The 21,143-nt window shown below is 55.1% G+C and carries 27 protein-coding genes and 1 riboswitch; of the genes, 24 read left to right on the top strand and 3 right to left on the bottom strand.

The window, feature by feature from the left end:
- Positions 1 to 10: 10 nt before the first annotated feature.
- The 15 genes from CV945_RS08880 to lysA all read left to right on the top strand — a co-directional run bounded on the left by CV945_RS08880 (position 11) and on the right by lysA (position 12,086).
- Positions 11 to 838 carry a purine-nucleoside phosphorylase gene (locus CV945_RS08880; RefSeq protein WP_044744978.1) on the top strand — a complete coding sequence of 276 codons (828 nt, stop codon included), beginning with the start codon at positions 11 to 13 and terminating at the stop codon, positions 836 to 838.
- A gap of 14 nt (positions 839 to 852) precedes the next feature.
- On the top strand, positions 853 to 2,154 hold the full coding sequence (locus CV945_RS08875; RefSeq protein ID WP_044744977.1) for a pyrimidine-nucleoside phosphorylase: 1,302 nt from the start codon (positions 853 to 855) through the stop codon (positions 2,152 to 2,154).
- Positions 2,155 to 2,295: 141 nt separating this feature from the next.
- Complete coding sequence (locus tag CV945_RS08870; protein WP_033009067.1) at positions 2,296 to 3,471, top strand: D-alanyl-D-alanine carboxypeptidase family protein; 1,176 nt, start codon at positions 2,296 to 2,298, stop codon at positions 3,469 to 3,471.
- Between the two features lie 125 nt (positions 3,472 to 3,596).
- Positions 3,597 to 3,947, top strand: a complete 351-nt coding sequence (gene spoIIAA / locus CV945_RS08865) for an anti-sigma F factor antagonist (RefSeq protein ID WP_033009068.1) — start codon at positions 3,597 to 3,599, stop codon at positions 3,945 to 3,947.
- Positions 3,948 to 4,388: an anti-sigma F factor gene (spoIIAB, locus tag CV945_RS08860; RefSeq protein WP_011231791.1), complete on the top strand. Its 441-nt coding sequence runs from the start codon at positions 3,948 to 3,950 to the stop codon at positions 4,386 to 4,388.
- A gap of 13 nt (positions 4,389 to 4,401) precedes the next feature.
- Positions 4,402 to 5,154, top strand: coding sequence for an RNA polymerase sporulation sigma factor SigF (gene sigF, locus CV945_RS08855; protein ID WP_033009069.1), 753 nt, complete (start codon positions 4,402 to 4,404; stop codon positions 5,152 to 5,154).
- A gap of 22 nt (positions 5,155 to 5,176) precedes the next feature.
- Entirely contained in the window at positions 5,177 to 5,431 is a 255-nt protein-coding gene (locus CV945_RS08850; RefSeq protein WP_100659594.1) for a hypothetical protein, read from the top strand.
- A gap of 34 nt (positions 5,432 to 5,465) precedes the next feature.
- Positions 5,466 to 6,089: a stage V sporulation protein AA gene (locus CV945_RS08845; protein WP_033009072.1), complete on the top strand. Its 624-nt coding sequence runs from the start codon at positions 5,466 to 5,468 to the stop codon at positions 6,087 to 6,089.
- Entirely contained in the window at positions 6,076 to 6,507 is a 432-nt protein-coding gene (locus CV945_RS08840; protein WP_094238916.1) for a stage V sporulation protein AB, read from the top strand. The genes CV945_RS08845 and CV945_RS08840 overlap by 14 nt, the downstream gene beginning before the upstream one ends.
- A 16-nt stretch (positions 6,508 to 6,523) precedes the next feature.
- Positions 6,524 to 6,958, top strand: a complete 435-nt coding sequence (locus CV945_RS08835) for a SpoVA/SpoVAEb family sporulation membrane protein (protein ID WP_100659593.1) — start codon at positions 6,524 to 6,526, stop codon at positions 6,956 to 6,958.
- Positions 6,959 to 6,973: 15 nt separating this feature from the next.
- Positions 6,974 to 8,002 (top strand): stage V sporulation protein AD, encoded by a 1,029-nt coding sequence (gene spoVAD / locus CV945_RS08830; protein WP_033009077.1) that lies wholly within the window; start codon positions 6,974 to 6,976, stop codon positions 8,000 to 8,002.
- Positions 8,003 to 8,041: 39 nt separating this feature from the next.
- A complete protein-coding gene (locus CV945_RS08825; protein WP_033009078.1) occupies positions 8,042 to 8,392 on the top strand; it encodes a SpoVA/SpoVAEb family sporulation membrane protein in 351 nt (116 codons plus the stop codon).
- A gap of 5 nt (positions 8,393 to 8,397) precedes the next feature.
- Positions 8,398 to 9,012 carry a stage V sporulation protein SpoVABEA gene (spoVAEA, locus tag CV945_RS08820; RefSeq protein WP_100659592.1) on the top strand — a complete coding sequence of 205 codons (615 nt, stop codon included), beginning with the start codon at positions 8,398 to 8,400 and terminating at the stop codon, positions 9,010 to 9,012.
- A complete protein-coding gene (locus CV945_RS08815) occupies positions 8,957 to 10,438 on the top strand; it encodes a spore germination protein (RefSeq protein WP_100659591.1) in 1,482 nt (493 codons plus the stop codon). Before spoVAEA ends, CV945_RS08815 begins: the two co-directional genes overlap by 56 nt.
- Before the next feature lie 328 nt (positions 10,439 to 10,766).
- Positions 10,767 to 12,086 carry a diaminopimelate decarboxylase gene (gene lysA, locus CV945_RS08810; RefSeq protein ID WP_100659590.1) on the top strand — a complete coding sequence of 440 codons (1,320 nt, stop codon included), beginning with the start codon at positions 10,767 to 10,769 and terminating at the stop codon, positions 12,084 to 12,086.
- Between the two features lie 69 nt (positions 12,087 to 12,155).
- Here lysA and CV945_RS08805 read toward each other — a convergent pair whose 3' ends face one another.
- Together CV945_RS08805 and CV945_RS08800 are read right to left on the bottom strand one after the other, a co-directional pair.
- Positions 12,156 to 13,034 carry a DUF1002 domain-containing protein gene (locus CV945_RS08805; protein ID WP_033009085.1) on the bottom strand — a complete coding sequence of 293 codons (879 nt, stop codon included), beginning with the start codon at positions 13,032 to 13,034 and terminating at the stop codon, positions 12,156 to 12,158.
- A 168-nt stretch (positions 13,035 to 13,202) separates the two neighbouring features.
- The gene (locus tag CV945_RS08800; protein ID WP_100659589.1) at positions 13,203 to 13,427 is read right to left on the bottom strand and encodes a hypothetical protein; all 225 of its coding nucleotides are present in this window, start codon (positions 13,425 to 13,427) and stop codon (positions 13,203 to 13,205) included.
- Positions 13,428 to 13,753: 326 nt separating this feature from the next.
- On the opposite strand from CV945_RS08800, the gene CV945_RS08795 reads away from it, so the two are divergent.
- The 7 genes from CV945_RS08795 to CV945_RS08770 all read left to right on the top strand — a co-directional run bounded on the left by CV945_RS08795 (position 13,754) and on the right by CV945_RS08770 (position 18,601).
- Complete coding sequence (locus tag CV945_RS08795; protein WP_033027805.1) at positions 13,754 to 14,194, top strand: peptidylprolyl isomerase; 441 nt, start codon at positions 13,754 to 13,756, stop codon at positions 14,192 to 14,194.
- Positions 14,181 to 14,309, top strand: a complete 129-nt coding sequence (locus CV945_RS17770; RefSeq protein WP_255350139.1) for a hypothetical protein — start codon at positions 14,181 to 14,183, stop codon at positions 14,307 to 14,309. The genes CV945_RS08795 and CV945_RS17770 overlap by 14 nt, the downstream gene beginning before the upstream one ends.
- A 47-nt stretch (positions 14,310 to 14,356) precedes the next feature.
- Positions 14,357 to 14,490: riboswitch (FMN riboswitch) on the top strand.
- Between the two features lie 204 nt (positions 14,491 to 14,694).
- Positions 14,695 to 15,792, top strand: a complete 1,098-nt coding sequence (ribD, locus tag CV945_RS08790; protein ID WP_100659588.1) for a bifunctional diaminohydroxyphosphoribosylaminopyrimidine deaminase/5-amino-6-(5-phosphoribosylamino)uracil reductase RibD — start codon at positions 14,695 to 14,697, stop codon at positions 15,790 to 15,792.
- 2 nt (positions 15,793 to 15,794) lie between these two features.
- Complete coding sequence (gene ribE, locus CV945_RS08785; protein ID WP_033008263.1) at positions 15,795 to 16,439, top strand: riboflavin synthase; 645 nt, start codon at positions 15,795 to 15,797, stop codon at positions 16,437 to 16,439.
- A 22-nt stretch (positions 16,440 to 16,461) separates the two neighbouring features.
- Positions 16,462 to 17,655: a bifunctional 3,4-dihydroxy-2-butanone-4-phosphate synthase/GTP cyclohydrolase II gene (locus tag CV945_RS08780; RefSeq protein WP_100659587.1), complete on the top strand. Its 1,194-nt coding sequence runs from the start codon at positions 16,462 to 16,464 to the stop codon at positions 17,653 to 17,655.
- A 19-nt stretch (positions 17,656 to 17,674) separates the two neighbouring features.
- Positions 17,675 to 18,139: a 6,7-dimethyl-8-ribityllumazine synthase gene (ribH, locus tag CV945_RS08775; RefSeq protein ID WP_033008265.1), complete on the top strand. Its 465-nt coding sequence runs from the start codon at positions 17,675 to 17,677 to the stop codon at positions 18,137 to 18,139.
- 111 nt (positions 18,140 to 18,250) lie between these two features.
- Complete coding sequence (locus CV945_RS08770) at positions 18,251 to 18,601, top strand: GNAT family N-acetyltransferase (protein ID WP_033008266.1); 351 nt, start codon at positions 18,251 to 18,253, stop codon at positions 18,599 to 18,601.
- A gap of 51 nt (positions 18,602 to 18,652) precedes the next feature.
- On the opposite strand, the gene CV945_RS08765 is transcribed toward CV945_RS08770, so the two are convergent.
- Positions 18,653 to 19,165, bottom strand: a complete 513-nt coding sequence (locus tag CV945_RS08765) for a DUF309 domain-containing protein (RefSeq protein WP_044744968.1) — start codon at positions 19,163 to 19,165, stop codon at positions 18,653 to 18,655.
- 243 nt (positions 19,166 to 19,408) lie between these two features.
- Here CV945_RS08765 and CV945_RS08760 point away from each other — a divergent pair, with 243 nt between their 5' ends.
- Together CV945_RS08760 and scpB are read left to right on the top strand one after the other, a co-directional pair.
- Complete coding sequence (locus CV945_RS08760) at positions 19,409 to 20,170, top strand: segregation/condensation protein A (protein ID WP_033008270.1); 762 nt, start codon at positions 19,409 to 19,411, stop codon at positions 20,168 to 20,170.
- 311 nt (positions 20,171 to 20,481) lie between these two features.
- Positions 20,482 to 21,111 (top strand): SMC-Scp complex subunit ScpB, encoded by a 630-nt coding sequence (gene scpB, locus CV945_RS08755; protein WP_047818634.1) that lies wholly within the window; start codon positions 20,482 to 20,484, stop codon positions 21,109 to 21,111.
- Positions 21,112 to 21,143: the final 32 nt, after the last annotated feature.

The following is a 21,143-nucleotide window of genomic DNA, read 5'->3' as shown; positions in this document are numbered from 1 at the left end:
GGGAAGAGATATGGATCGACACATGATTGAAAAAGCAGCTGATGTTTTGCGTCAGCGTATGCCGGCACCGCCCGCCATCGGCTTGATTCTCGGTTCGGGACTCGGCGTGCTCGCCGAGGAAATCGAGGAGGCGGTTCGCATTCCATACGAGGAGATTCCCGGATTTCCGGTGTCAACGGTCGAAGGGCACGCCGGCCGGCTCGTGTGCGGTCGGCTTGAAGGGGCGGCGGTCGTCGCGATGCAAGGGCGGTTTCATTATTACGAGGGATATTCGCTCCGCGAAGTGACGTTTCCGGTCCGGGTGATGAAGGCGCTCGGCGTCCGTCAATTGATCGTGACGAACGCCGCCGGCGGCGTGAACGAACAGTTCCGGCCGGGCGATTTGATGATCATTTCCGACCATATTAACTTGCTTGGCACAAACCCACTCATCGGACCGAACGATCCGGAGCTGGGCCCGCGCTTCCCTGATTTAACAGAAGCATACAGCCGGCGCTTGCGCCAGCTCGCCAAAGAAGCGGCGGCGAAGCTTGGCCTTCGCGTGCAAGAAGGTGTGTATGTCGCCAACACGGGGCCGTCATATGAAACGCCGGCGGAAATTCGCATGATTCGTACGCTGGGCGGCGATGCGGTCGGCATGTCGACCGTCCCGGAAGTGATCGTCGCCCGCCACGGCGGCATGGAGGTGCTTGGCATTTCATGCATTTCAAATATGGCGGCAGGAATGTCGGATGCTCCGCTTCATCATGATGAAGTGGTGGAAACGGCTGAGCGGGTGAAGACGGATTTTTTGCGGTTCATAAAAGCGATTGTCGCCGAAATGGCGAAATCAAACTGAAAAAGGTGATCGCGATGCGAATGGTCGATTTGATTGCAAAAAAGCGTGATGGAGAGGCGCTGACGAACGAGGAGATCGAATGGATCATCCGCGGCTACACCGGCGGGGCTATTCCGGATTACCAAATGAGCGCGTTGGCGATGGCGATTTACTTCCGCGGCATGACTGAAGAAGAAACAGCGGCGCTGACGATGGCGATGGTCCATTCTGGCGAGGTCATCGACTTATCAGGCATCCGCGGCGTGAAAGTCGATAAACACTCGACTGGCGGCGTCGGCGATACGACGACACTCGTGTTAGGCCCGCTCGTCGCCGCCGTCGGCGTGCCGGTAGCGAAAATGTCCGGGCGCGGCCTTGGCCATACAGGGGGCACGATCGACAAACTTGAGTCGGTGCCCGGGTTTCATGTCGAAATAAGCAAAGAGGAGTTCATTCGGCTCGTCAACGAAAACAAGATCGCCATTATCGGCCAAACAAGCGATTTGACGCCTGCTGACAAAAAGCTGTACGCGCTCCGCGATGTGACCGCGACGGTCAACAGCATCCCGCTCATTGCCTCATCGATCATGAGCAAAAAAATCGCTGCTGGCGCTGATGCCATCGTGCTCGACGTCAAAACGGGCGCGGGGGCGTTTATGAAAGAACTCGACGGGGCGCGCCAGCTCGCCCAGGCGATGGTCGACATCGGCAAGCGCGTCGGCCGCCGAACGTTGGCCATTATTTCTGATATGAGCCAGCCGCTCGGTTATGCCGTCGGCAACGCCCTGGAAGTGAAAGAGGCGATTGACACTCTGAAAGGAAACGGGCCGCGCGATTTGACTGAACTTTGTTTGACGCTCGGCAGCCATATGGTATGCCTGGCGGAACGGGCATCGACACTTGGGGAGGCGCGGCGCCTGCTTGAACGGGCGCTCCGCGACGGTTCTGCCATCGCAGCGTTCAAAACATTTTTAGCCGCGCAAGGTGGTGATCCGTCGGTGGTCGACAACCCGGACAACTTGCCGAAAGCGGCGTACACCTTCCCGGTTGCCGCCAAGGAAGACGGCTATGTCGCCGAGATTGCCGCCGATGAAGTCGGCACAGCCGCCATGCGGCTTGGCGCCGGTCGGGCGAAAAAAGAGGACGCGATCGACTTGGCTGTCGGCGTCGTGCTTCATAAAAAAATCGGTGACCGTGTGCAAAAGGGAGAAACGTTGGCCACGATCCACAGCAACCGGCCGGACGTGCGCGAGGTGGAGGAAACGCTGTCCTCAGCCATTCGGCTTTCGCCTAAACCCGTCACTCCGCCGCCGCTCGTGTACGAGACGATCGTTTGAGCGCCGGCCGAGCCAACAGAACAAGGGGCGATGCAAGGAAGAAAACGCTCGAAACAAATGTTTCGGGCGTTTTTTTGTTTTTTTGTATAAAAATATCTTTGCTGGAAAAAATGGCATGTATAAAGAATGGAGGTTTGGGAGATGAAAACGACAGTCATCCGTCTGCTTGTATTGCCGATTCTTCTGTTCCTTCCTCTTTCCGTGCATGCCGAGTCACACGAAAAGAAGGCGGCAAAGGTGGAGCTGGCCGATGAAGCGAAGTCGGCGATCTTGATTGAGCGCGACACCGGCACCGTGCTTTATGAAAAAAACGCCCATGAAAAACTGCCGCCGGCGAGCATGACGAAAATTATGACGATGTTGTTGATTATGGAAGCGATCGACGAAGGCAAGCTCTCCTACGACGAAAAAGTGCGGGCAAGCGAATACGCAGCTTCGATGGGCGGGTCGCAAATTTTCCTTGAGCCGGGCGAGGAAATGACCGTTGATGAGCTGTTGCGCGCCATCGCCATCGGTTCGGCGAATGACGCTTCCGTTGCCATGGCTGAGCGGATCGCCGGATCAGAAAAGGCGTTTGTTGAGATGATGAATGAAAAAGCGAAACAGCTCGGCTTAAAAGACACCCATTTCGCCAACGCAACCGGCCTGCCGGCGGAAGATCACTACAGCAGCGCCCATGACATGGCCGCTATGGCGCGCGAACTGTTGAAATATGAAGACATTACGAAATATACAAGCAAATACGAAGACTATTTGCGCGAAAATACGGACAAGAAGTTTTGGCTTGTCAATACAAACCGTCTTGTCAAATTTTATCCGGGTGTTGACGGGTTAAAAACAGGATATACGGGCGAGGCGAAATATTGCTTGACCGCAACAGCGGAACGAAACGGCATGCGCGTCATTGCCGTCGTGTTCGGAGCGCCGACGCCGAAATCGCGCAACGCTCAAATTACAAAAATGCTTGATTACGCGTTTGCTCAATACCAAACCCATCCGGTATACGAGCGGAATGAAACCGTCGCCCATGTCAACGTCAGCAAAGGAAAGCAAAAATCGGTGGCGGCGGTGACGTCTGAGCCGGTGTCAGTGTTGACGAAAAAAGGACAATCAACCAAACAAATTGAAAAAGTGATCAAAGTGAAAGACGATGTGAAGGCCCCGGTTCGCAAAGGCGATGAGCTCGGCGTCCTCATTTTGAAGCAGGATGGAAAAGAAATTTTGCGCAGCCCGATCGTCGCGAAGCAAACGGTGGCGGAGGCCAGCTTTTGGGACTTGTTTAAACGGGTGTTCAGCCGTTTCGTCCAAGCGGGATAATGTCAATTTTTGCGGCCTTTTCCCTATCTTTGGCGAACAACCACTAGTTTTGTCGGGCGGCAGGATTTCCGGCGAGCGGCAGCGAAATGTCTCCGTATCCTGAAATGGACAAGGAGGAACACGCTGTGAGTCTCGCGATCGACTTGGAAGTGAAGCAAGACGTGCTCATCGTTCGCCTTTCCGGAGAGCTTGACCATCATACAGCGGAAGAATTGCGCGAGCAGGTGACGGATGTGCTCGAAAACCGGGGCATCCGCCATATCGTGCTCAATTTAAGACAGCTGACGTTTATGGACAGTTCCGGTCTCGGCGTCATTTTAGGGCGCTATAAGCAAATTAAAAACGTCGGCGGACAGATGGTCGTCTGCGCTGTGTCGCCGACGGTCAAGCGCTTGTTTGACATGTCGGGGCTGTTTAAAATCATTCGCTTTGAGGCGGATGAACAATTTGCGTTGCAGGCATTGGGGGTGGCATAAATGCGCAACGAGATGCACCTCCAATTTTCCGCCCGCAGTGAAAACGAGTCGTTCGCCCGCGTGACGGTGGCGGCGTTTGTCGCCCAGCTCGACCCGACGATGGATGAGCTGACAGAAATTAAAACGGTCGTCTCGGAGGCGGTGACGAACGCCATCATTCACGGTTACAACAACGATCCGAACGGCATCGTCTCCATTTCGGTCATCATTGAAGACGGTGTCGTCCATTTGACGGTGAGAGACGAAGGAGTCGGCATTCCTGACATCGAAGAAGCGCGCCAGCCGTTGTTTACGACAAAGCCCGAGCTTGAGCGGTCAGGGATGGGGTTTACGATTATGGAAAATTTCATGGATGAAGTCATCGTCGAATCGGAAGTGAACAAAGGGACGACTGTGTATTTGAAAAAGCATATTGCGAAAAGCAAAGCGTTATGTAACTGAGGGAGACATGCCTATGGATGTCGATGTCAAGCAAGATCAGTCGCCGATCAAAGACCAGGAGATGAAGGAGCTGATTCGCCGCAGCCAGGAGGGCGACCAGGAAGCGCGCGACGAAATTATTGAAAAAAATATGCGTCTCGTCTGGTCGGTCGTCCAGCGCTTTTTAAACCGCGGTTACGAGCCGGACGACTTGTTCCAAATCGGCTGCATCGGCTTGCTGAAGTCGGTCGATAAGTTTGACTTGTCGTATGACGTCAAGTTTTCCACGTACGCCGTGCCGATGATTATCGGAGAAATCCAACGGTTTCTCCGCGACGACGGCACGGTGAAAGTCAGCCGTTCTCTCAAAGAAATGGGCAATAAAATCCGCAAGGCGAAAGACGAGCTGTCGAAAACGCGCGGACGGGCGCCGACTGTCACCGAAATCGCCGACCATCTAGGCATTTCCCCGGAGGAAGTCGTTCTCGCCCAAGAGGCGGTTCGCTCGCCGGCGTCGATTCACGAAACAGTATACGAAAACGACGGCGACCCAATCACACTGCTCGATCAAATCGCCGATGACGACGAAGCGTCATGGTTTGACAAAATCGCCTTAAAAAAAGCAATCGAAGAACTCGACGAGCGCGAGAGGCTGATCGTTTACTTGCGCTACTACAAAGACCAAACCCAGTCTGAAGTGGCATCTAGACTCGGCATCTCTCAAGTGCAAGTATCCCGGCTGGAAAAGAAAATATTGCAGCACATAAAGGAAAAAATGGACGGGTGAGTCCGTTTTTTCCGCATAGGGCGTGAAAAAGCGGACGGGTGAGTCCATTTTTTCCGCATGGGGCGGGAAAAAGCGGACGGGTGAGTCCGTTTTTTTCGCATGGGGCGGAGTTCCGCCTTTTTTTTGCTCCTCGCGGCGGATGGAGGAAAAAAATCCTAATTTGATCATCATGTTCCAAAAAGAATGGGCGCTTTTCAGCCCATTCTTTTCTACTTTTATGAAATCGATGGCGAATGGCGGCAATCTGTATGATCCTTCTTTCCGCCAAACAAACTAAAGAAAAACAAAATGGGGATAAAGGTGTGAAGCAGATGGCAACCACTGTGTTTATTAAGCCACGCCATCGCGTGCAAGTGAAACCGGGAGCGGTCGTCACGCTCGGAGAAGTGGCCCAAATGACGGGAGGAGATGGCGGGCTGATTCGCCGGCTGAAGGCGATTCCGCTCTACCGCATCCAGCCGAGCGACAAGAACATCGTCATTATCGATATGATGCACATTGTTCGGGCTGTGCTTGATGCCGACCCGTCGCTCGATGTGCAGATGGTCGGCCCCTCACAGACGATCGTGGAAGTTGTGTACGAAAAACGGCGGTTTTCAATGGCTTCTTTTCTTCTCGTTTGGCTTCTTTTGTTTGTCGGTTCAGCCATGGCGATCATGAATTTCCACGAAGATGTGAGCATGCAGCAAGTGCATCGCCATCTTTACCAGATGATGACCGGCCAATCGGTCGACAAACCGCTGCTTTTACAAATTCCGTATTCGCTTGGGCTTGGCATCGGGATGGTGCTATTTTTCAACCATTGGTTCCGCAAACGAATCAATGAGGAGCCTAGCCCTCTCGAGGTCGAGATGTTCAACTACCAGCAGGCGATCGATCAATACGTCATTTTGCACGAAAACAAAGAAAGCATGAGGCATCTTGACGACGCTTAAGGTGTTGCTGGTAGTGTTCGTCGGCTTTGCTGGAGGGCTGGCGGTCGGAACCGGGTTTGTCGCCTTTTTGGTTGTGCTTGGCGTCATTCCGCGCTTGACGCAGCTGACGAAAACGACGAAGCGCATTCACGCCTATGAGTGGAGTGCTGTCGCGGGTGCCATTGTCGGCGGCTGGATGAGCCTGTGCCATTCGGTGTGGCATTTATCCAAATATTGGCTTGTGCCGATCGGGCTGTTGCATGGCGTCTTTATCGGCATGCTTGCCGCGGCGTTGACGGAAGTGTTGAACGTTTGGCCGATTTTGGCGAAGCGGATCGGAGTCGATGATAAAATCGTCGCCTTGTTGATGGCCATTGCCTTTGGCAAAGTAGCGGGGGCGTTGTTTCATTGGCTTTATTTTGTCGATTATTTTCGCTGAAAAGGGGGGAGAAAACGTGGGATTGAGAACCGATTATCTCCGCGAGGTGAAGGCGTTTCAGCCTTCTCCCCCATATGCGGCCAATGCGGCCAAGGCGTTTTTGGCCGGTGGAGCGCTTTGCGCCTTGGCGCAATGGTTGGCCGAATGGCACGGCCGATTGGTTGTTGCTTCGCCGCTGGCCGCCCAATTATGGGCGGCGGCCGTGATGGCCGGGCTGGCCATCGCGCTGACGGCTGTCGGAAAGTACGACGATTTCAGTCAGTTCGCCGGGGCGGGCGCGACGATGCTCATTACCGGGTTGGCAAACGCGCTTGCAAGCGCCGCCATCGAGCATAGGAGCGAAGGATGGACGGCGGGGGTGGCCGGACAGATGTTGAAAGCCGGCGGCGCGGCGATCATTTATGGCATCATTGCAGCCTATGCGCTCGGCCTCTGTTGGCTCTGGCTGTAGAAAAGAGGGGTGGCGATGAGGCGGACCGGGAAGCAGACGTGGGTGTTTGATGAAGGCGTCTATATTCAAGCTGCCGCTGCGGCTGTCGGGCCGCTTGAGGCTGACGGGCCGCTTGGCCGTTATTTCGACGTTTGCCATCGCGATTTGTATTGCGGGGAAAAAACGTGGGAGTTGGCGGAGCGTCGGCTGATGCGGGAGGCGGTGGCGCACTGTTTGCAAAAGGCGGGCGTGTCGGCCGAAGAAGTCGATCTGTTTTTGGCCGGCGATTTGTTAAACCAAAGTGCGACGTCCAACTATGTCGCCCGCGAGCTGCCGATTCCGTTTTTATGCCTGTTCGGCGCTTGCTCCACCTCGATGCAGACGCTGGCGGCGGCGGCGGCTCTCGTTGCTGGAGGGCTGGCCGATCGGGCGCTTGTCGCCACAAGCAGCCATAACGCGACGGCCGAGCGGCAATTTCGTTATCCGACTGAACTCGGGGTGCAAAAGCCAAAAACGGCGACGTTTACAGTCACAGGCGCCGGCGCTGCGCTCGTCGGCCGAACCCCGGGGCGCTGGCGCCTCCGGGCGGCGACGATCGGCAAAGTGATCGATGCCGGGCTGAAAAATCCGCTCGATATGGGGGCGGCGATGGCACCGGCGGCGGCGGATACGATCGAGCAGCATTTCCGCGACTTGGGGACGTCTCCTGACGATTATGACTTGATCGTCACCGGCGATCTGTCGCGCGTCGGCAGTGTCATTGCTCGCGAGCTGCTCGCTGAAGCAGGCTTTGACGTCAGTGACGTCTATAATGACTGCGGGCTCATGATTTACCGCCCTGACCAAGATGTGTTCGCCGGCGGCAGCGGCTGCGCCTGTTCGGCTGTTGTCACATACGGCTATTTGCTGAAGACGCTTTCCGAAGGAACATTTCGCCGCCTGTTGGTCGTCGCCACCGGGGCGCTTCTCAGCCAAACGATGGTGCAGCAAAAACAATCGATTCCGGCCATCGCCCACGGCGTCGTCATTGAAGCGGCTGAGCCGGAGCCTCATTCATCGCCGTAGAACATCTGCCATTTCGGAACCATGGAGGGGGAATGGGATATGGAGTATGTGCGTGCGTTTGTCGCCGGGGGGCTGCTGTGCGCGCTTGCCCAGCTCGCCGTTGACCGCGGCAAGTGGACGCCGGCTGGCGTCGCGGTCACGCTTGTTGTTCTCGGCGTGTTCCTCGGCTTCAGCGGCGCATACGACCGGTTCGCCGCCTGGGCCGGCGCTGGGGCGACGATGCCGCTGAGTGGGTTTGGCTACTTTTTGGCCAAAGGCGTGGTGAGCGAACCGCAGCCGAGAGGGCTGATGGAGACCGGTGCGGCGGTGTTCCGCTTGGTCGGCGCCTTGGTCGCTGTCATGGTGGCCGGGTCGTTCGTCGCTGCGCTCATTTGTAAACCGAAAGGGTAGGGATTATGAAAAAAAGACGGGTGATTTTAGTAACCGATGGGGACGAGTTCGCCTGCCGGGCGATTGAGCGGGTTGCCGCCGAGATCGGCGGCCGTTGCATCTCCCGTTCGCAAGGCAATCCGACAAAATTAAGCGGCGAGCAGCTTGTGGAACTGATTTTGCAAACGCCGCACGACCCAGTGTTCGTCATGTTTGACGATTGCGGCGCCGTCGGCGAAGGGGCCGGAGAACAGGCGCTTCGCTATGTGGTGGGCCATGAACAAATCGAAGTGCTCGGGGCGCTGGCGGTCGCTTCCAACACGCACCAACACGAATGGACAAAAGTCGATGTGAGCGTCGACCGCGACGGATGTCTGACAGAGTACGGAGTCGACAAAGAGGGGATTCGCGATCTCGAGATCGGGCGCATTAACGGCGACACCGTCTACTGCCTCGATCAGCTGAATATTCCGATCGTCGTTGGCATTGGCGACATCGGCAAAATGGGATGCCGCGACCACGCCAAAAACGGGGCGCCGATTACGCGCAAGGCGGTTGAGTTGATTTTGGAAAGGAGTGAAGGCCATGCCGGAAAAGGCGAAGAAAATGGAGAAAGTGCCGATCGCCAAGAAGCTCGTTGACAACGCCAAGTTTTTGCAAGAACGGATCGGCGTCGGCACGAGTTTTGATTTGGGCGTGCGGAAGGTTCATGTGCTAAACCGGGAAGTACATATTTACTACTGCAACGGTTTATGCGATACGCAATACATTATCGAACTGTTGAAGCAAATCGTGCGCGTCAACGACGATGAACGCCAGGCGGCGCAAGCGTGGCAAATTATCGAAAACAGGCTCGTCCACCAACAAGTCAGCCCAGTCACAAGCCTTGACGAGGCGGTCGACAAGCTGTTGTCCGGCTTAATCATCGTCTTGATTGAAGGGGAATCAACCGGGTTTGCCGTTGATGTCCGCAGCTATCCGGGCCGGCAGCCGCAGGAGCCGGATACAGAAAAAGTCGTGCGCGGCGCTCGCGACGGCTACGTCGAGAACATCATTGTCAACACGGCGCTCACCCGCCGCCGCATCCGCGACGAGCGGCTGCGCTTTGAAATTTTGCAAGTCGGCGAGCGGTCAAAAACGGACGTATGCATCGCCTATATTAAAGACGTCGCTGACCCGGGGCTTGTTGAACTCGTCAAGAAAGAGTTGCAGCAAATCAACGTCGATGGACTGACGATGGGCGACAAAACAGTCGAAGAGTTTTTAGTCAAGCAAGGATACAACCCGTACCCGCTTGTCCGGTATACTGAGAGGCCGGATGTAGCAGCGACGCACCTGCTTGAAGGGCACGTGCTCATTATGGTTGATACATCGCCAAGCGTCATCATCACGCCGACAACATTTTTCCACCACGTCCAGCATGCCGAGGAATACCGGCAGTCGCCAGGGGTCGGGACGTTCGTCCGTTGGGTGCGCTTTTTAGGCATTTTAACGTCGTTGTTTTTGCTGCCGCTTTGGGTGCTGTTCGTCCTTGAACCGTCGTTGCTGCCCGAATCATGGGCGTTTATTGGGCCGAACAAACAAACGAACATCCCGATCATTGTGCAAATTTTGCTCGCTGATTTTGGGATTGAGTTTTTGCGGATGGCAGCCATTCATACCCCGACGCCGCTATCAACCGCGATGGGTTTGATTGCCGCCGTCTTGATCGGACAAATCGCCATCGATGTCGGGCTGTTTGTGCCGGAAGTGATCTTGTACATTTCGGTGGCGGCGATCGGTTCCTTTGCGACGCCAAGCTATGAGTTGAGCGTGGCGAATAAGATTTCTCGATTGGCATTGGTCATTCTTGTCGCCTTGTTTAAAGTGCCCGGGCTCGTCATTGGCACGACCGTTTATTTGCTTTGGCTCGCTAGCATCCGTTCCCTCAACACGCCGTACTTATGGCCGTTCATCCCGTTCGATCCAGCGGCATTTATGCAAATTGTCGTCCGCCGCTCGGCGGCCGGGGCGAAAGTGCGTCCGAGCATCGTTCATCCGCAGGACGTGCGAAAGCAACCGACATGACGCAGATCGTCATCGCACAAGCGGCCGTTTCCATTGGCATATATGGACGGCCGCTTTCTCCCTTTTGGCGCTATTGAAACTTTTGTATAATTATGATACGTTATACTTGACGTTTCGCACCTTTGCAAGCGCCATTGGCGAGTCGTTCGCCTAAGGAGGGCGGGCGCTCGAGGCAGAGGGCGCACGCGGCTGTATGACAGCCTGCCATGCGGCGGGGCTGATTGCTCTGCGGCTTTGTTTTTTTCAAGGCAGGCGCCGGTTGCGAAACTGTCTTTTTTGCTTTTGGTATGCATGTTTGCGCCACTTTGATGAGGAATGAGGGATTTCAATGTTTTTTCATGGAACGAGCCGCGTCAATGAAAAAGGGCACTTGGAAATCGGCGGCGTCGATACGGTCGAGTTGGCGAAAACGTATGGAACGCCGCTTTATATTTATGACGTTGCCTTGATCCGCGCGCGGGCGCGCGCGTTTAAGGAAGCGTTCCGCCGCCATGGCGTGCGGGCGCAAGTCGCCTACGCCAGCAAGGCGTTTTCTTCAGTTGCCATGGTGCAGCTGGCCGCTGAGGAACAATTGTCGCTCGATGTCGTCTCAGGCGGGGAGCTGTATACGGCTTTGGCCGCCGGGTTCCCGCCGGAGCGCATCCATTTCCATGGCAACAACAAAAACCGGGATGAACTGGCGATGGCGCTTGAACACGGGGTCGGCTGCATCGTGGCCGACAACTTTTACGAGCTCGAGCTGATTGAACAATTGGCGGGGTCATCCGGCCGAGCGGTTCCGGTTTTGCTTCGCGTGACGCCAGGGGTTGAGGCGCATACGCACGATTACATTTTAACCGGACAGGAAGACTCGAAGTTCGGCTTTGATTTGAATAACGGTCAAGCGGATGAAGCATTCCGGCGCGTCATGGCGTCGGCTGCGTTTCAACTGCTCGGCGTCCATTGCCATATCGGATCGCAAATTTTTGAAACGACCGGCTTTGTGCTCGCCGCACGAAAAATGTTTGCCAAGCTGGCCGAATGGCACAAAACGTGTGGGTTCGTTCCTGCGGTCGTCAACCTTGGCGGCGGCTTTGGCATCCGCTATACGGATGAAGACGACCCGATTCCGGTGTCAGCGTATGTCGACTGCATCGTGGATGAGGTGAAAACACAGGCGGAAGTGCATCAACTTCCGTTGCCGGAAATTTGGATTGAGCCCGGCCGCTCGCTCGTGGGGGATGCCGGAACGACGATTTATACGATCGGCTCGCGCAAAGAGGTGCCGAACGTCCGCACCTATATCGCCGTTGACGGCGGCATGAGCGACAACATCCGCCCGGCGCTGTATGGAGCGAAATACGAAGCGGTGCTGGCCAACCGGGTGCTGGGCGATCGGATGGAAGTTGTGTCCATTGCAGGGAAGTGTTGTGAATCAGGCGACATGCTCATTTGGGACATCGCACTTCCGAAAGCGAAACCGGGCGATTATTTAGCCGTCTTTTGCACCGGTGCTTACGGCTATTCGATGGCGAACAACTACAACCGTCTGCCGCGTCCGGCGGTCGTATTCGTCGAAAACGGCGACGCCCAGCTCGTCGTCAAACGGGAAACGTATGAAGACTTGATCCAATATGACTTGCCGTTGAAGGCGAAAGTCAACCAATGAAGGCGGCCCTGGAAAAGAACGGCCGCCGCCAAGAAGAGAAGGCGCCCTAATGCAGCAGGGCGCCTTCTCTCATTGTTGGTTGGCGGAAAAGGCCGATTTGATGGCATTCCAAATTTCTTTGAGGATGTCGATCAAATTTTGGATGAACGTTTTCCCTTCTTCTGACTGCAAAAACGCAGACAGCTGCTCTTTCGCCTTGCTCAGCTGGTCGTTCACTTGGTCCCAATTGATGTCGGCGTTTTGCATTTTGTGAAAAAGGGAGACGAGAGCGTTGATTTCATCGGCGCTTAATGTGATGCCAAGATCATTGGCGATTTTTTCAATCAAGGCGCGCAAGTCAGCGTCCGTTTGCGGCGGGTTGTTGGCGATTTCCTCTTTGATTTTCGCCAGCAAGGCGACCGCTTTGTCCGCGCCGATCGAATCAGCGAGCTTGGCCGTTTGCACCATTTCCTCGTTGGCTACCTTTTTTACGTCATCTGGAATCGCCTTGTCGGACGAAATTTCATACGCCTTCATCAGCCCCGTCAGCGCTGCGGTGCCGGAAACCGGAAACGGAGCCGTGATATAAATATCGGCATCTTTCACCCCAGCGGTGATCAAGGCGTTTGTATACATCTCTTTCGTCACCCATGTGATGTTGTGCGTCTCAACGTGAAGCCCTGAGCCCGGTTCACCGATGGTGATCATGGACGATGAGATGGCGCGCGTGCCGATTTGTGCCTTCGGGATGAGTCCATCCAAATATTTATGCTCCTCGGCGTTCGAGACCGTGATTGTCTGCGCTCCGTCCGGCGCTTTCATTTCTTCCAGCACTTTTTGTTTTTGTTCAGCGGTCAAATTTTCACCAAGCGTGACGATGACATCACCCGGCGCGGCATCGGCGGCTGCGATGGCCGGAAACGCCAGCAGCATCGCCCAAAGCAGCGATGAAGCGATCGTTCGTTTCACATTGCTCGCCTCCTATCTACCAACCATGCACTACCATTATAACGTACGCCGGCGTGAATTTCTATTCGGAACGGCGCTTTGCCTTCGCGCCAAGCGGCGCACGAACAACAAATGCCAAAGCAAAATCAGAAACAGAAGCGGATATAAGGCGGCTGAATAGGAAAGCTTTCAGCCGTGGTAGTAAAAAATTTCTGTCCTCAGCGCCGCCATTTCATACAAAAGGGAAAAGAGCGACCATCCGCCGATATAGGCGGCCTGCACCCAAATCGGACGATGCATCGGGTATCCGTTTAAAAACAGGAGGTTGACGGTGACATAAATGAAAACAATAAATACATAGACCAGTCCGTCGACTCCAACATCAAAATACCCGTATAAAATGGTACTTGACATCGAGAAACAAATCCGTTGAAAGGCCGAAGAAAACCGCAAACAGCGAAGTTGTATACATTTCAAGGCCTGAAAGCCGTTTTGGCATGAGGAGAAACGAAACAGAAAAGACGATTACCGTCACCGCCATCAACAACACCGTCGGACGCCCCCTTGCCAGTTTTGCTACGTCTATCATTCATCACTAGTGTACCCATTCCGATTCCATATAAATATATTATATTAAAAAAACAATGGACAGTTCGACGAGGCGGCATTTTGGCTTTCTTTCCCTTTCGAATCATGATATGATAAAAGCGGTTGAAGCGCAAAAAAGGAGCTGAAGTACCATGGCGAAAAAAGGATATATTTTGATGGAAAACGGTGGGAAAATCGAATTTGAACTATTCCCGAACGAAGCGCCGGTGACGGTCGCTAATTTTGAGAAATTAGCTAATCAAGGGTTTTACAACGGCTTGACGTTCCATCGCGTCATTCCCGGTTTTGTCAGCCAGGGAGGATGTCCGCGCGGCAACGGGACGGGCGATGCCGGCTATACGATTCCGTGTGAGACGGACCACAATCCGCACCGGCATGTTGCTGGCGCGATGTCAATGGCGCACCGCGGCCGCGACACCGGCAGCTGCCAGTTTTTCATCGTCCATGAGCCGCAGCCGCATTTGGACGGAGTGCATACGGTCTTTGGCCAAGTGACGTCGGGAATGGAGATTGTCAAAGCTATGAAAAATGGCGATGTCATGAAGGAAGTGAAAGTGTTTGACGAACCGTAAGCAACGGACGGAAGACGAGGAGCGGACAAGCCGGAACAATTGGCTTTTGTTTTTCATTTTGTTGGGGATGAGCCTATTGTGGGGAGCGGCGTACTGGTTTTGGGTCGTACAATGATGATTTCCGGCCGCTTTTGTGGTATAATAAACCTAATAATATAGTGAAGCCTCCTTCGGGGCAGGGTGAAATTCCCGACCGGCGGTGATGAGGCGCTATGCCTCTCAGCCCGCGAGCCGTATCGGCACGATCCGGTGTGATTCCGGAGCCGACAGTATAGTCTGGATGGGAGAAGGATGGCGATGTGCGCACGGCTGTTTTCGGCCGGCCTGGACGGCCGGCGCCGGTTTGGTGTAGCGGCGGCCGCTTTGTGTCGGTCGGTATGACATAGTTAACGAACAAATGTTCTTGTTTATTTGGCTGCACATCATGGTTCATTCTCTCATCAACGAACCCCCGGGGAAGTTCCGGGGGTTTATTTTTTAGAAAAAAAGGGGGGAGTGTGGTGTATCGCGATGAACATTATATGCGGCTTGCACTCGATGTCGCGAAAGCCGGAATCGGGCAAACGTCCCCCAATCCTGTCGTCGGTGCTGTTGTGGTCAATGGCGGAGCGGTCGTCGGGCTTGGCGCCCATTTAAAAGCGGGAGACCCGCATGCGGAAGTGCATGCGATCCGCATGGCCGGCGAGAAGGCGCGCGGGGCAACGGTGTACGTGACGCTTGAGCCGTGCAGCCATTACGGCAAAACGCCTCCATGCGCGGATTTGCTCATTCAAGCCGGCGTCCGCCGCGTCGTCATCGCGACAACCGACCCGAATCCGCTCGTCGCCGGGAAAGGGATCGACAAGCTGCGACGGGCGGGCATTGAGGTCGATGTCGGGCTGCTGAAAGAAGAGGCGGATGAGCTCAACCGGGTGTTTTTTCACTATATCGCGGCAAAAACGCCGTTTGTGACGTTAAAATACGCGTGCAGCCTCGATGGGAAAATTGCGACGGCGACCGGGGAAAGCAAATGGATTACGTCCGAGGCGGCGCGCCAAGATGTGCACCGCCTTCGCGCCCAGCATGACGCCATTTTGGTCGGCGTCAACACCGTGTTGGCGGACAATCCGAAGTTGACGGTCCGCATCGGGGAGCAACGGAAAAATCCGCTCCGCATCATTTTGGATACAAACTTGCATACGCCGCTTGACGCCCATGTCGTCACCGACCGGGAGGCGGAAACGTGGATCATCACCGGGAGCGGCATCAGCTGGGAAAAGGCCGAGGCATACGAGCGCCTCGGGGTGCGCATCATCCCGATGGCGGCTGCGCACATTCATGTGCGCGACGTGCTCCGGCTGCTCGGTGAGCAGCGCATTACGTCGCTGTTTGTGGAAGGCGGCTCGCGCGTTCATGACAGCTTCCTCCGGGCAGGGGCGGTCAATGAAGTGGTCGCCTACATCGCCCCGAAGCTGATCGGCGGCCGCGAAGCGCCGACGCCGGTCGGCGGCCTCGGCTTCTCGCGCCTTGAAGAGGCGATGGAGCTTGACATCCGGCAGTTGGAGATGGTCGGCCCGGATATAAAAGTCGTTGCTGCGGTGAAAAGGAGGGGGGAGTAAGGATGTTTACCGGTATTATTGAAGAGGTCGGCACGGTTGAACAAATGAGGCAAACGGGCGACGCCATCGTGATGGCGATTGGCGCCCGCCGGGTGCTCGAAGACGTTCGCCTCGGCGACAGCATCGCCGTCAACGGCGTCTGCCTGACCGTCACGTCGTTTACTGACCGGCGGTTTACCGTCGATGTCATGCCGGAGACCGTCAAGGCGACGGCGCTCAAAACATTGAAGCCGGGATCGAAAGTGAACTTAGAGCGGGCGATGGCGGCTGGCGGGCGGTTTGGCGGCCATTTCGTCACCGGGCATGTGGACGGCGTCGGGCGCATCGTCCGCCGATGGCCGAAGGCGAACGCTGTCTACTATGAAATTGAAGCGCCTCCCCCGCTTCGCCCGTACATGATTTATAAAGGATCGGTCGCCGTCGATGGGACGAGCTTGACGATTTTCGGTCTGAGCGAGCGCACGTTCACCATTTCGCTCATTCCGCATACGCGTGAAGCGACGATTTTAGGCGAAAAGCAGCCGGGCGACCTCGTCAATATCGAGTGCGATATGATCGGCAAATACGTCGCTGCTTTTCTTGCCGCGAAAGAGGAGCTGCCTTCCGGATTGACGAGCGAATTTTTGGAGCGGCATGGCTATAAATAAACGGGATAGGGGGCAACTTCAGATGTTTGACACGATTGAAGCGGCACTGGACGCGCTGAAAAACGGCGAAGTGATCATCGTCTGCGACGACGAAGACCGGGAAAATGAGGGCGATTTTGTCGCATTGGCTGAAAAAGCGACGCCGGATGTCGTTAATTTTATGATCACCCATGGCCGCGGGCTTGTGTGCGTGCCGATTACGGAAGAGTTGGCGGCGCGGCTCGGGCTTGAGCCGATGGTCGCGCATAACACCGACGCTCATGGGACGGCGTTTACCGTCAGCATCGACTACAAGACAACGACGACCGGAATCAGCGCCTACGAGCGGGCGGCGACCATTCAGGCGCTGCTCGATCCAAATGTGAAAGCGAGCGATTTTAAACGGCCTGGCCATATTTTTCCATTGATTGCCAAACAAGGCGGCGTCCTGCGGCGCGCCGGCCATACGGAAGCGGCGGTCGATTTGGCCCGTTTGTGCGGGGCGAAGCCGGCTGGCGTCATTTGCGAAATCATGAAAGAAGACGGAACGATGGCGCGCGTTCCGGATTTGCGGCAAATCGCCGACCAATTCGGATTGAAAATGATCACGATCAAAGATTTGATCGCCTATCGGAGCCAGCGGGAAAAACTAGTGAAGCGCGAGGTCGACATTTGGCTGCCGACTGAGTTCGGCGAGTTTCGCGCCGTCGGCTACACGAACGTGCTTGATGGCAAGGAGCATGTGGCGCTCGTCAAGGGAGACATTATTCCCGATGAACCGATTCTTGTGCGCGTCCACTCCGAGTGTTTAACCGGTGATGTGTTCGGTTCGTATCGGTGCGACTGCGGTCCGCAGCTGCATGCGGCGCTGCGGCAAATCGAAGCCGAGGGGCGTGGGGTGTTGCTTTACATGCGTCAAGAGGGGCGCGGCATCGGCCTGATGAACAAACTGCGCGCCTATAAGCTGCAAGAGCAAGGCTACGATACGGTCGAGGCGAACGAAAAGCTCGGCTTCCCGGCCGATTTGCGCGACTACGGCATTGGCGCGCAAATTTTAAAAGACCTTGGCGTCACGAAAATGCGTCTGCTCACGAACAATCCGCGCAAAATCGCCGGCTTGAAAGGGCACGGGCTTGAAGTTGTCGAACGGGTGCCGCTTCAAATGCCAGCGAAAAAAGAAAATGAAAAATACTTGCGCACGAAATATGAAAAACTAGGGCATATGCTTCATTTTTGAAAACAGGAGGAGAAAAAACATGCGGGTTCTTGAGGGAAATTTAGTCGGCACCGGGTTGAAAATCGGCATCGTCGTTTCTCGTTTTAATGAATTCATTACGGGCAAGCTTTTGTCAGGGGCGATCGACGGTTTGACGCGCCATGGCGTCAGCGACAATGACATCACGGTCGCCTGGGTGCCGGGCGCATTTGAAATTCCGCTCCTCGCGAAAAAAATGGCGGAATCGAAGCAGTTTGATGCCGTCATTGCGCTCGGCGCCGTCATCCGCGGGGCGACGAGCCATTTTGACTACGTGTGCAGCGAGGCGGCCAAAGGCGTCTCCCACGCCGCGCTCTCAAGCGGCGTCCCGGTCATTTTCGGCGTATTGACGACCGATACGATCGAGCAAGCCATTGAACGGGCCGGCACAAAGGCGGGCAATAAAGGCTGGGAAGCGGCCGTTTCGGCCATTGAGATGGCGAACGTTTTGCGGACATTTGTGTAAAAAGACATGAAATGGTTCACAATATCGGTGAGAATGTTTATAATACGTATAGAGAAAATGACAACGTGTTTTCCTTTTCGGAAAAGCGCTTGTCGATAATGAGGGATTTTTATGTTGATCCGCTATCGAAAAAACTATGAGAAAATCGCCATGGGACTGTTGTCGTTTATGCCGACGGAAAAAGATTTGAAACGGCTCCAGCAGACGATCAAACAGTATGAAACGAACAGCGACTGGCAGCTGTTTTTATGGAAGGAAGGGGACGATATCGTCGGCATTATCGGCGTCCTGTTGTGCGCTCCTGATGTTGTGCAAATCCAGCACATCAGCGTCAATCCATCGCATCGCCACCAAGGGATCGGAAAACAGATGGTCAAGGCGTTGAAAGAGGCGTACCCCGACCGCCGGCTATGCGCGAACGAGTGGACCGCCTCGTTTTTCGATAAATGCCAAACGTGCTAGCCCAACGAGACAAATCGGCGCAACGCCGCGCTGTTGCGGGCGGCAGAGGGGTTATGTCCCTTCTGCTTTCGCCCGCTTTTTTTGTTCGCGGGCGGCGATGACGTCCGAACGGTCGCGCCGCCGGTGTTTGTCTACAAGGTCGATATCAGTGAGATCGCTCGCCTGCCCCCAAACAAGCTGCCGCTCGGCACAGGCGGCTTGGCACTGTTCGTACAGGGAGCGGTCGCGAATCGGCAGCTCAATGCTTTCATACGGTTCGCCGCGGGCAATCCGCTCGGCGGCCTTTTCAAGCAGCACGGCCAACTCCTTCTCGTCAAGGCCGAGCCGGCGGATCATCCCGCGCGCCTCCTCAAGCAGCGTCCGCGCCCGTTTGATAAGGCGGAGCGCGCCGGAACTGTTGCCGCGCCGGTAGTGGTAAAAGGCGACGGCAATTTGGATGAGAATGAGCCATTCCCGTTTCCGTCCGTCGCGCTTCCATTGTTCTTCTAAAATCTCATGACATTCGAAATAATCGCGGTCGCCATGGAAATGGACTAAATAGTCGATATATGCTTTTGGATACATGGGCCATCGTTCCTTTCGCCGAGGCGTGTTTCGCGGTAGGCGGCCTTGTTGCCAGGCAAAGCCGTGCAGCTGCCGGCGCTGCGGCAGGGCTCTCCTTGTATTATACGTTTTCATGGCGTTCGAGGCAAAAACCGTCTCATTTCCGTTCGCTTCGCCGCGGAATTATGATACAATAAGTATATTGCCAGCAAGGTTCTCCAATGTGCGCATCGGCGCGGGGAATGGCTGCGGAAAAATGGTGGGATGGATGTGCAAGTGCCGTATAACGTCAAAATTGAAGCGTTTGAAGGGCCGCTTGACTTGCTTTTGCATTTAATCAACCGCTATGAGATCGATATTTACAACATTCCGGTGGCGCAAATTACGGAACAGTATATGGCGTACATTCACGCCATGCAAGAGCTTGAGCTTGATATCGCCAGCGAATATTTGGTTATGGCGGCTACGCTGTTGGCGATGAAAAGCAAAATGCTGCTGCCGGTGTCCGACGAACACGCCGAAGACGACAGCTTGGAATTCGCCGAGGCGGACGATCCGCGCGAAGAGCTGATGCAGCGGCTTCTTGAGTACAAAAAGTTTAAGGAAGCTGCACGCGAGCTGAAGCGGCGCGAAGAAGAACGGGCGCTTCTGTTTACAAAACCCCCGAGTGACTTGAGCGCGTACGCCGATGAAAAAAAAGCGTCCGCGCCGCTTGATGTCAACGTCTACGATATGCTCGGCGCCCTGTCAAAACTGTTGCGCCGCAAAAAACTGCAAAAACCGATGCGGACGAAAATTGCCCGCCAAGATATTTCCGTTGAAAAGCGGATGGCGGAAATTTTGCATGAACTGCGGCAGGCGAAAGAACGGAAAAACTTTTATGAGTTATTTCCGTCCTGCGACCGTTCGTATATCGTTGTCACTTTTTTGGCTATTTTGGAATTAATGAAACAAAATAAAATCATCGTTGAGCAAGAGCGGAATTTCAGCGATTTGTTTCTCGCCGCCAATCATCTGGCCGGTTGAGGCGGTTCGCGATGGCGGACCGCTTTCCTTTTGCCTGCTGGGCCCATCGGCTGATGGCCGGTGCGAAGGCGAGACGGACAGCTGCTGATTCGGAAAAGGCTCATGAGCAAGTTTTGCTCTTCGCCCAGGCGTGAAAATGTCTGCTCAAGGCATGCGCATCTTCACGAAAAAGTCTCATGGGCAACGTTTTGCCCTTCACCCGGGGATGAAAATCACGCGCCAGTCCTGCATTTTCGCGGAAAATGCCGGGAAGCCGCAAGATGGCTGCAGTTGCGATCAAAACGGTGAAAAAGGAAAGGGGAGAAGGGAGAATGGACCAAAAGGAAATGAAAACAAACAGCGCTGCTGGTGCGCCGGCTCCATTCAAAGCGATCGTGGAAGCGCTGTTGTTTGCCGCTGGCGACGAGGGGCTGTCGCTTGCCCAAATTGCCGCTGTTTTGGATATTGGCGAGCCGGAGGCGAAAGCAGTGATGGCGGCGCTCCAGGAAGACTGCTGCCGCGAAGAACGCGGCATTCAGCTGGTCGAGCTGGGCGGCGTGTTTTTATTGGCGACGAAGAAAGAGTATGCTCCGTATTTGAAAAAGCTGGTCGAAGCGCCGGGAGCGTCGCCGCTGTCGCAGGCGGCGCTCGAGACGCTCGCCATTATCGCCTACCGCCAGCCGATTACGCGCGCTGAAATCGAGGAAATCCGCGGCGTGAAAAGCGACAAGCCACTGCAGACACTCATGGCGAGGGCGCTCATTAAAGAAGTCGGCCGCGCCGAAGGGACCGGGCGGCCGATTTTATACGGGACGACGGCCGAATTTCTCGACTATTTCGGCCTGAAAACGATTGAAGAACTGCCGCCGCTGCCAGAATGGACGGACGATGGCGAGGTTGAGCGGGAAGCTGACTTGTTTTTCGGAAAATTGGCGGAAAATTTGAGCGACGGACAGCCGTAATATGGTAAACTAAAGAAAAAACGGCTGACCGG

The sequence above is a fragment of the Geobacillus sp. Manikaran-105 genome (assembly GCF_002809955.1).
In the GTDB taxonomy this organism is placed as follows: domain Bacteria; phylum Bacillota; class Bacilli; order Bacillales; family Anoxybacillaceae; genus Geobacillus; species Geobacillus thermophilus.
This window is presented reverse-complemented; position numbering and strand designations above follow the sequence as displayed.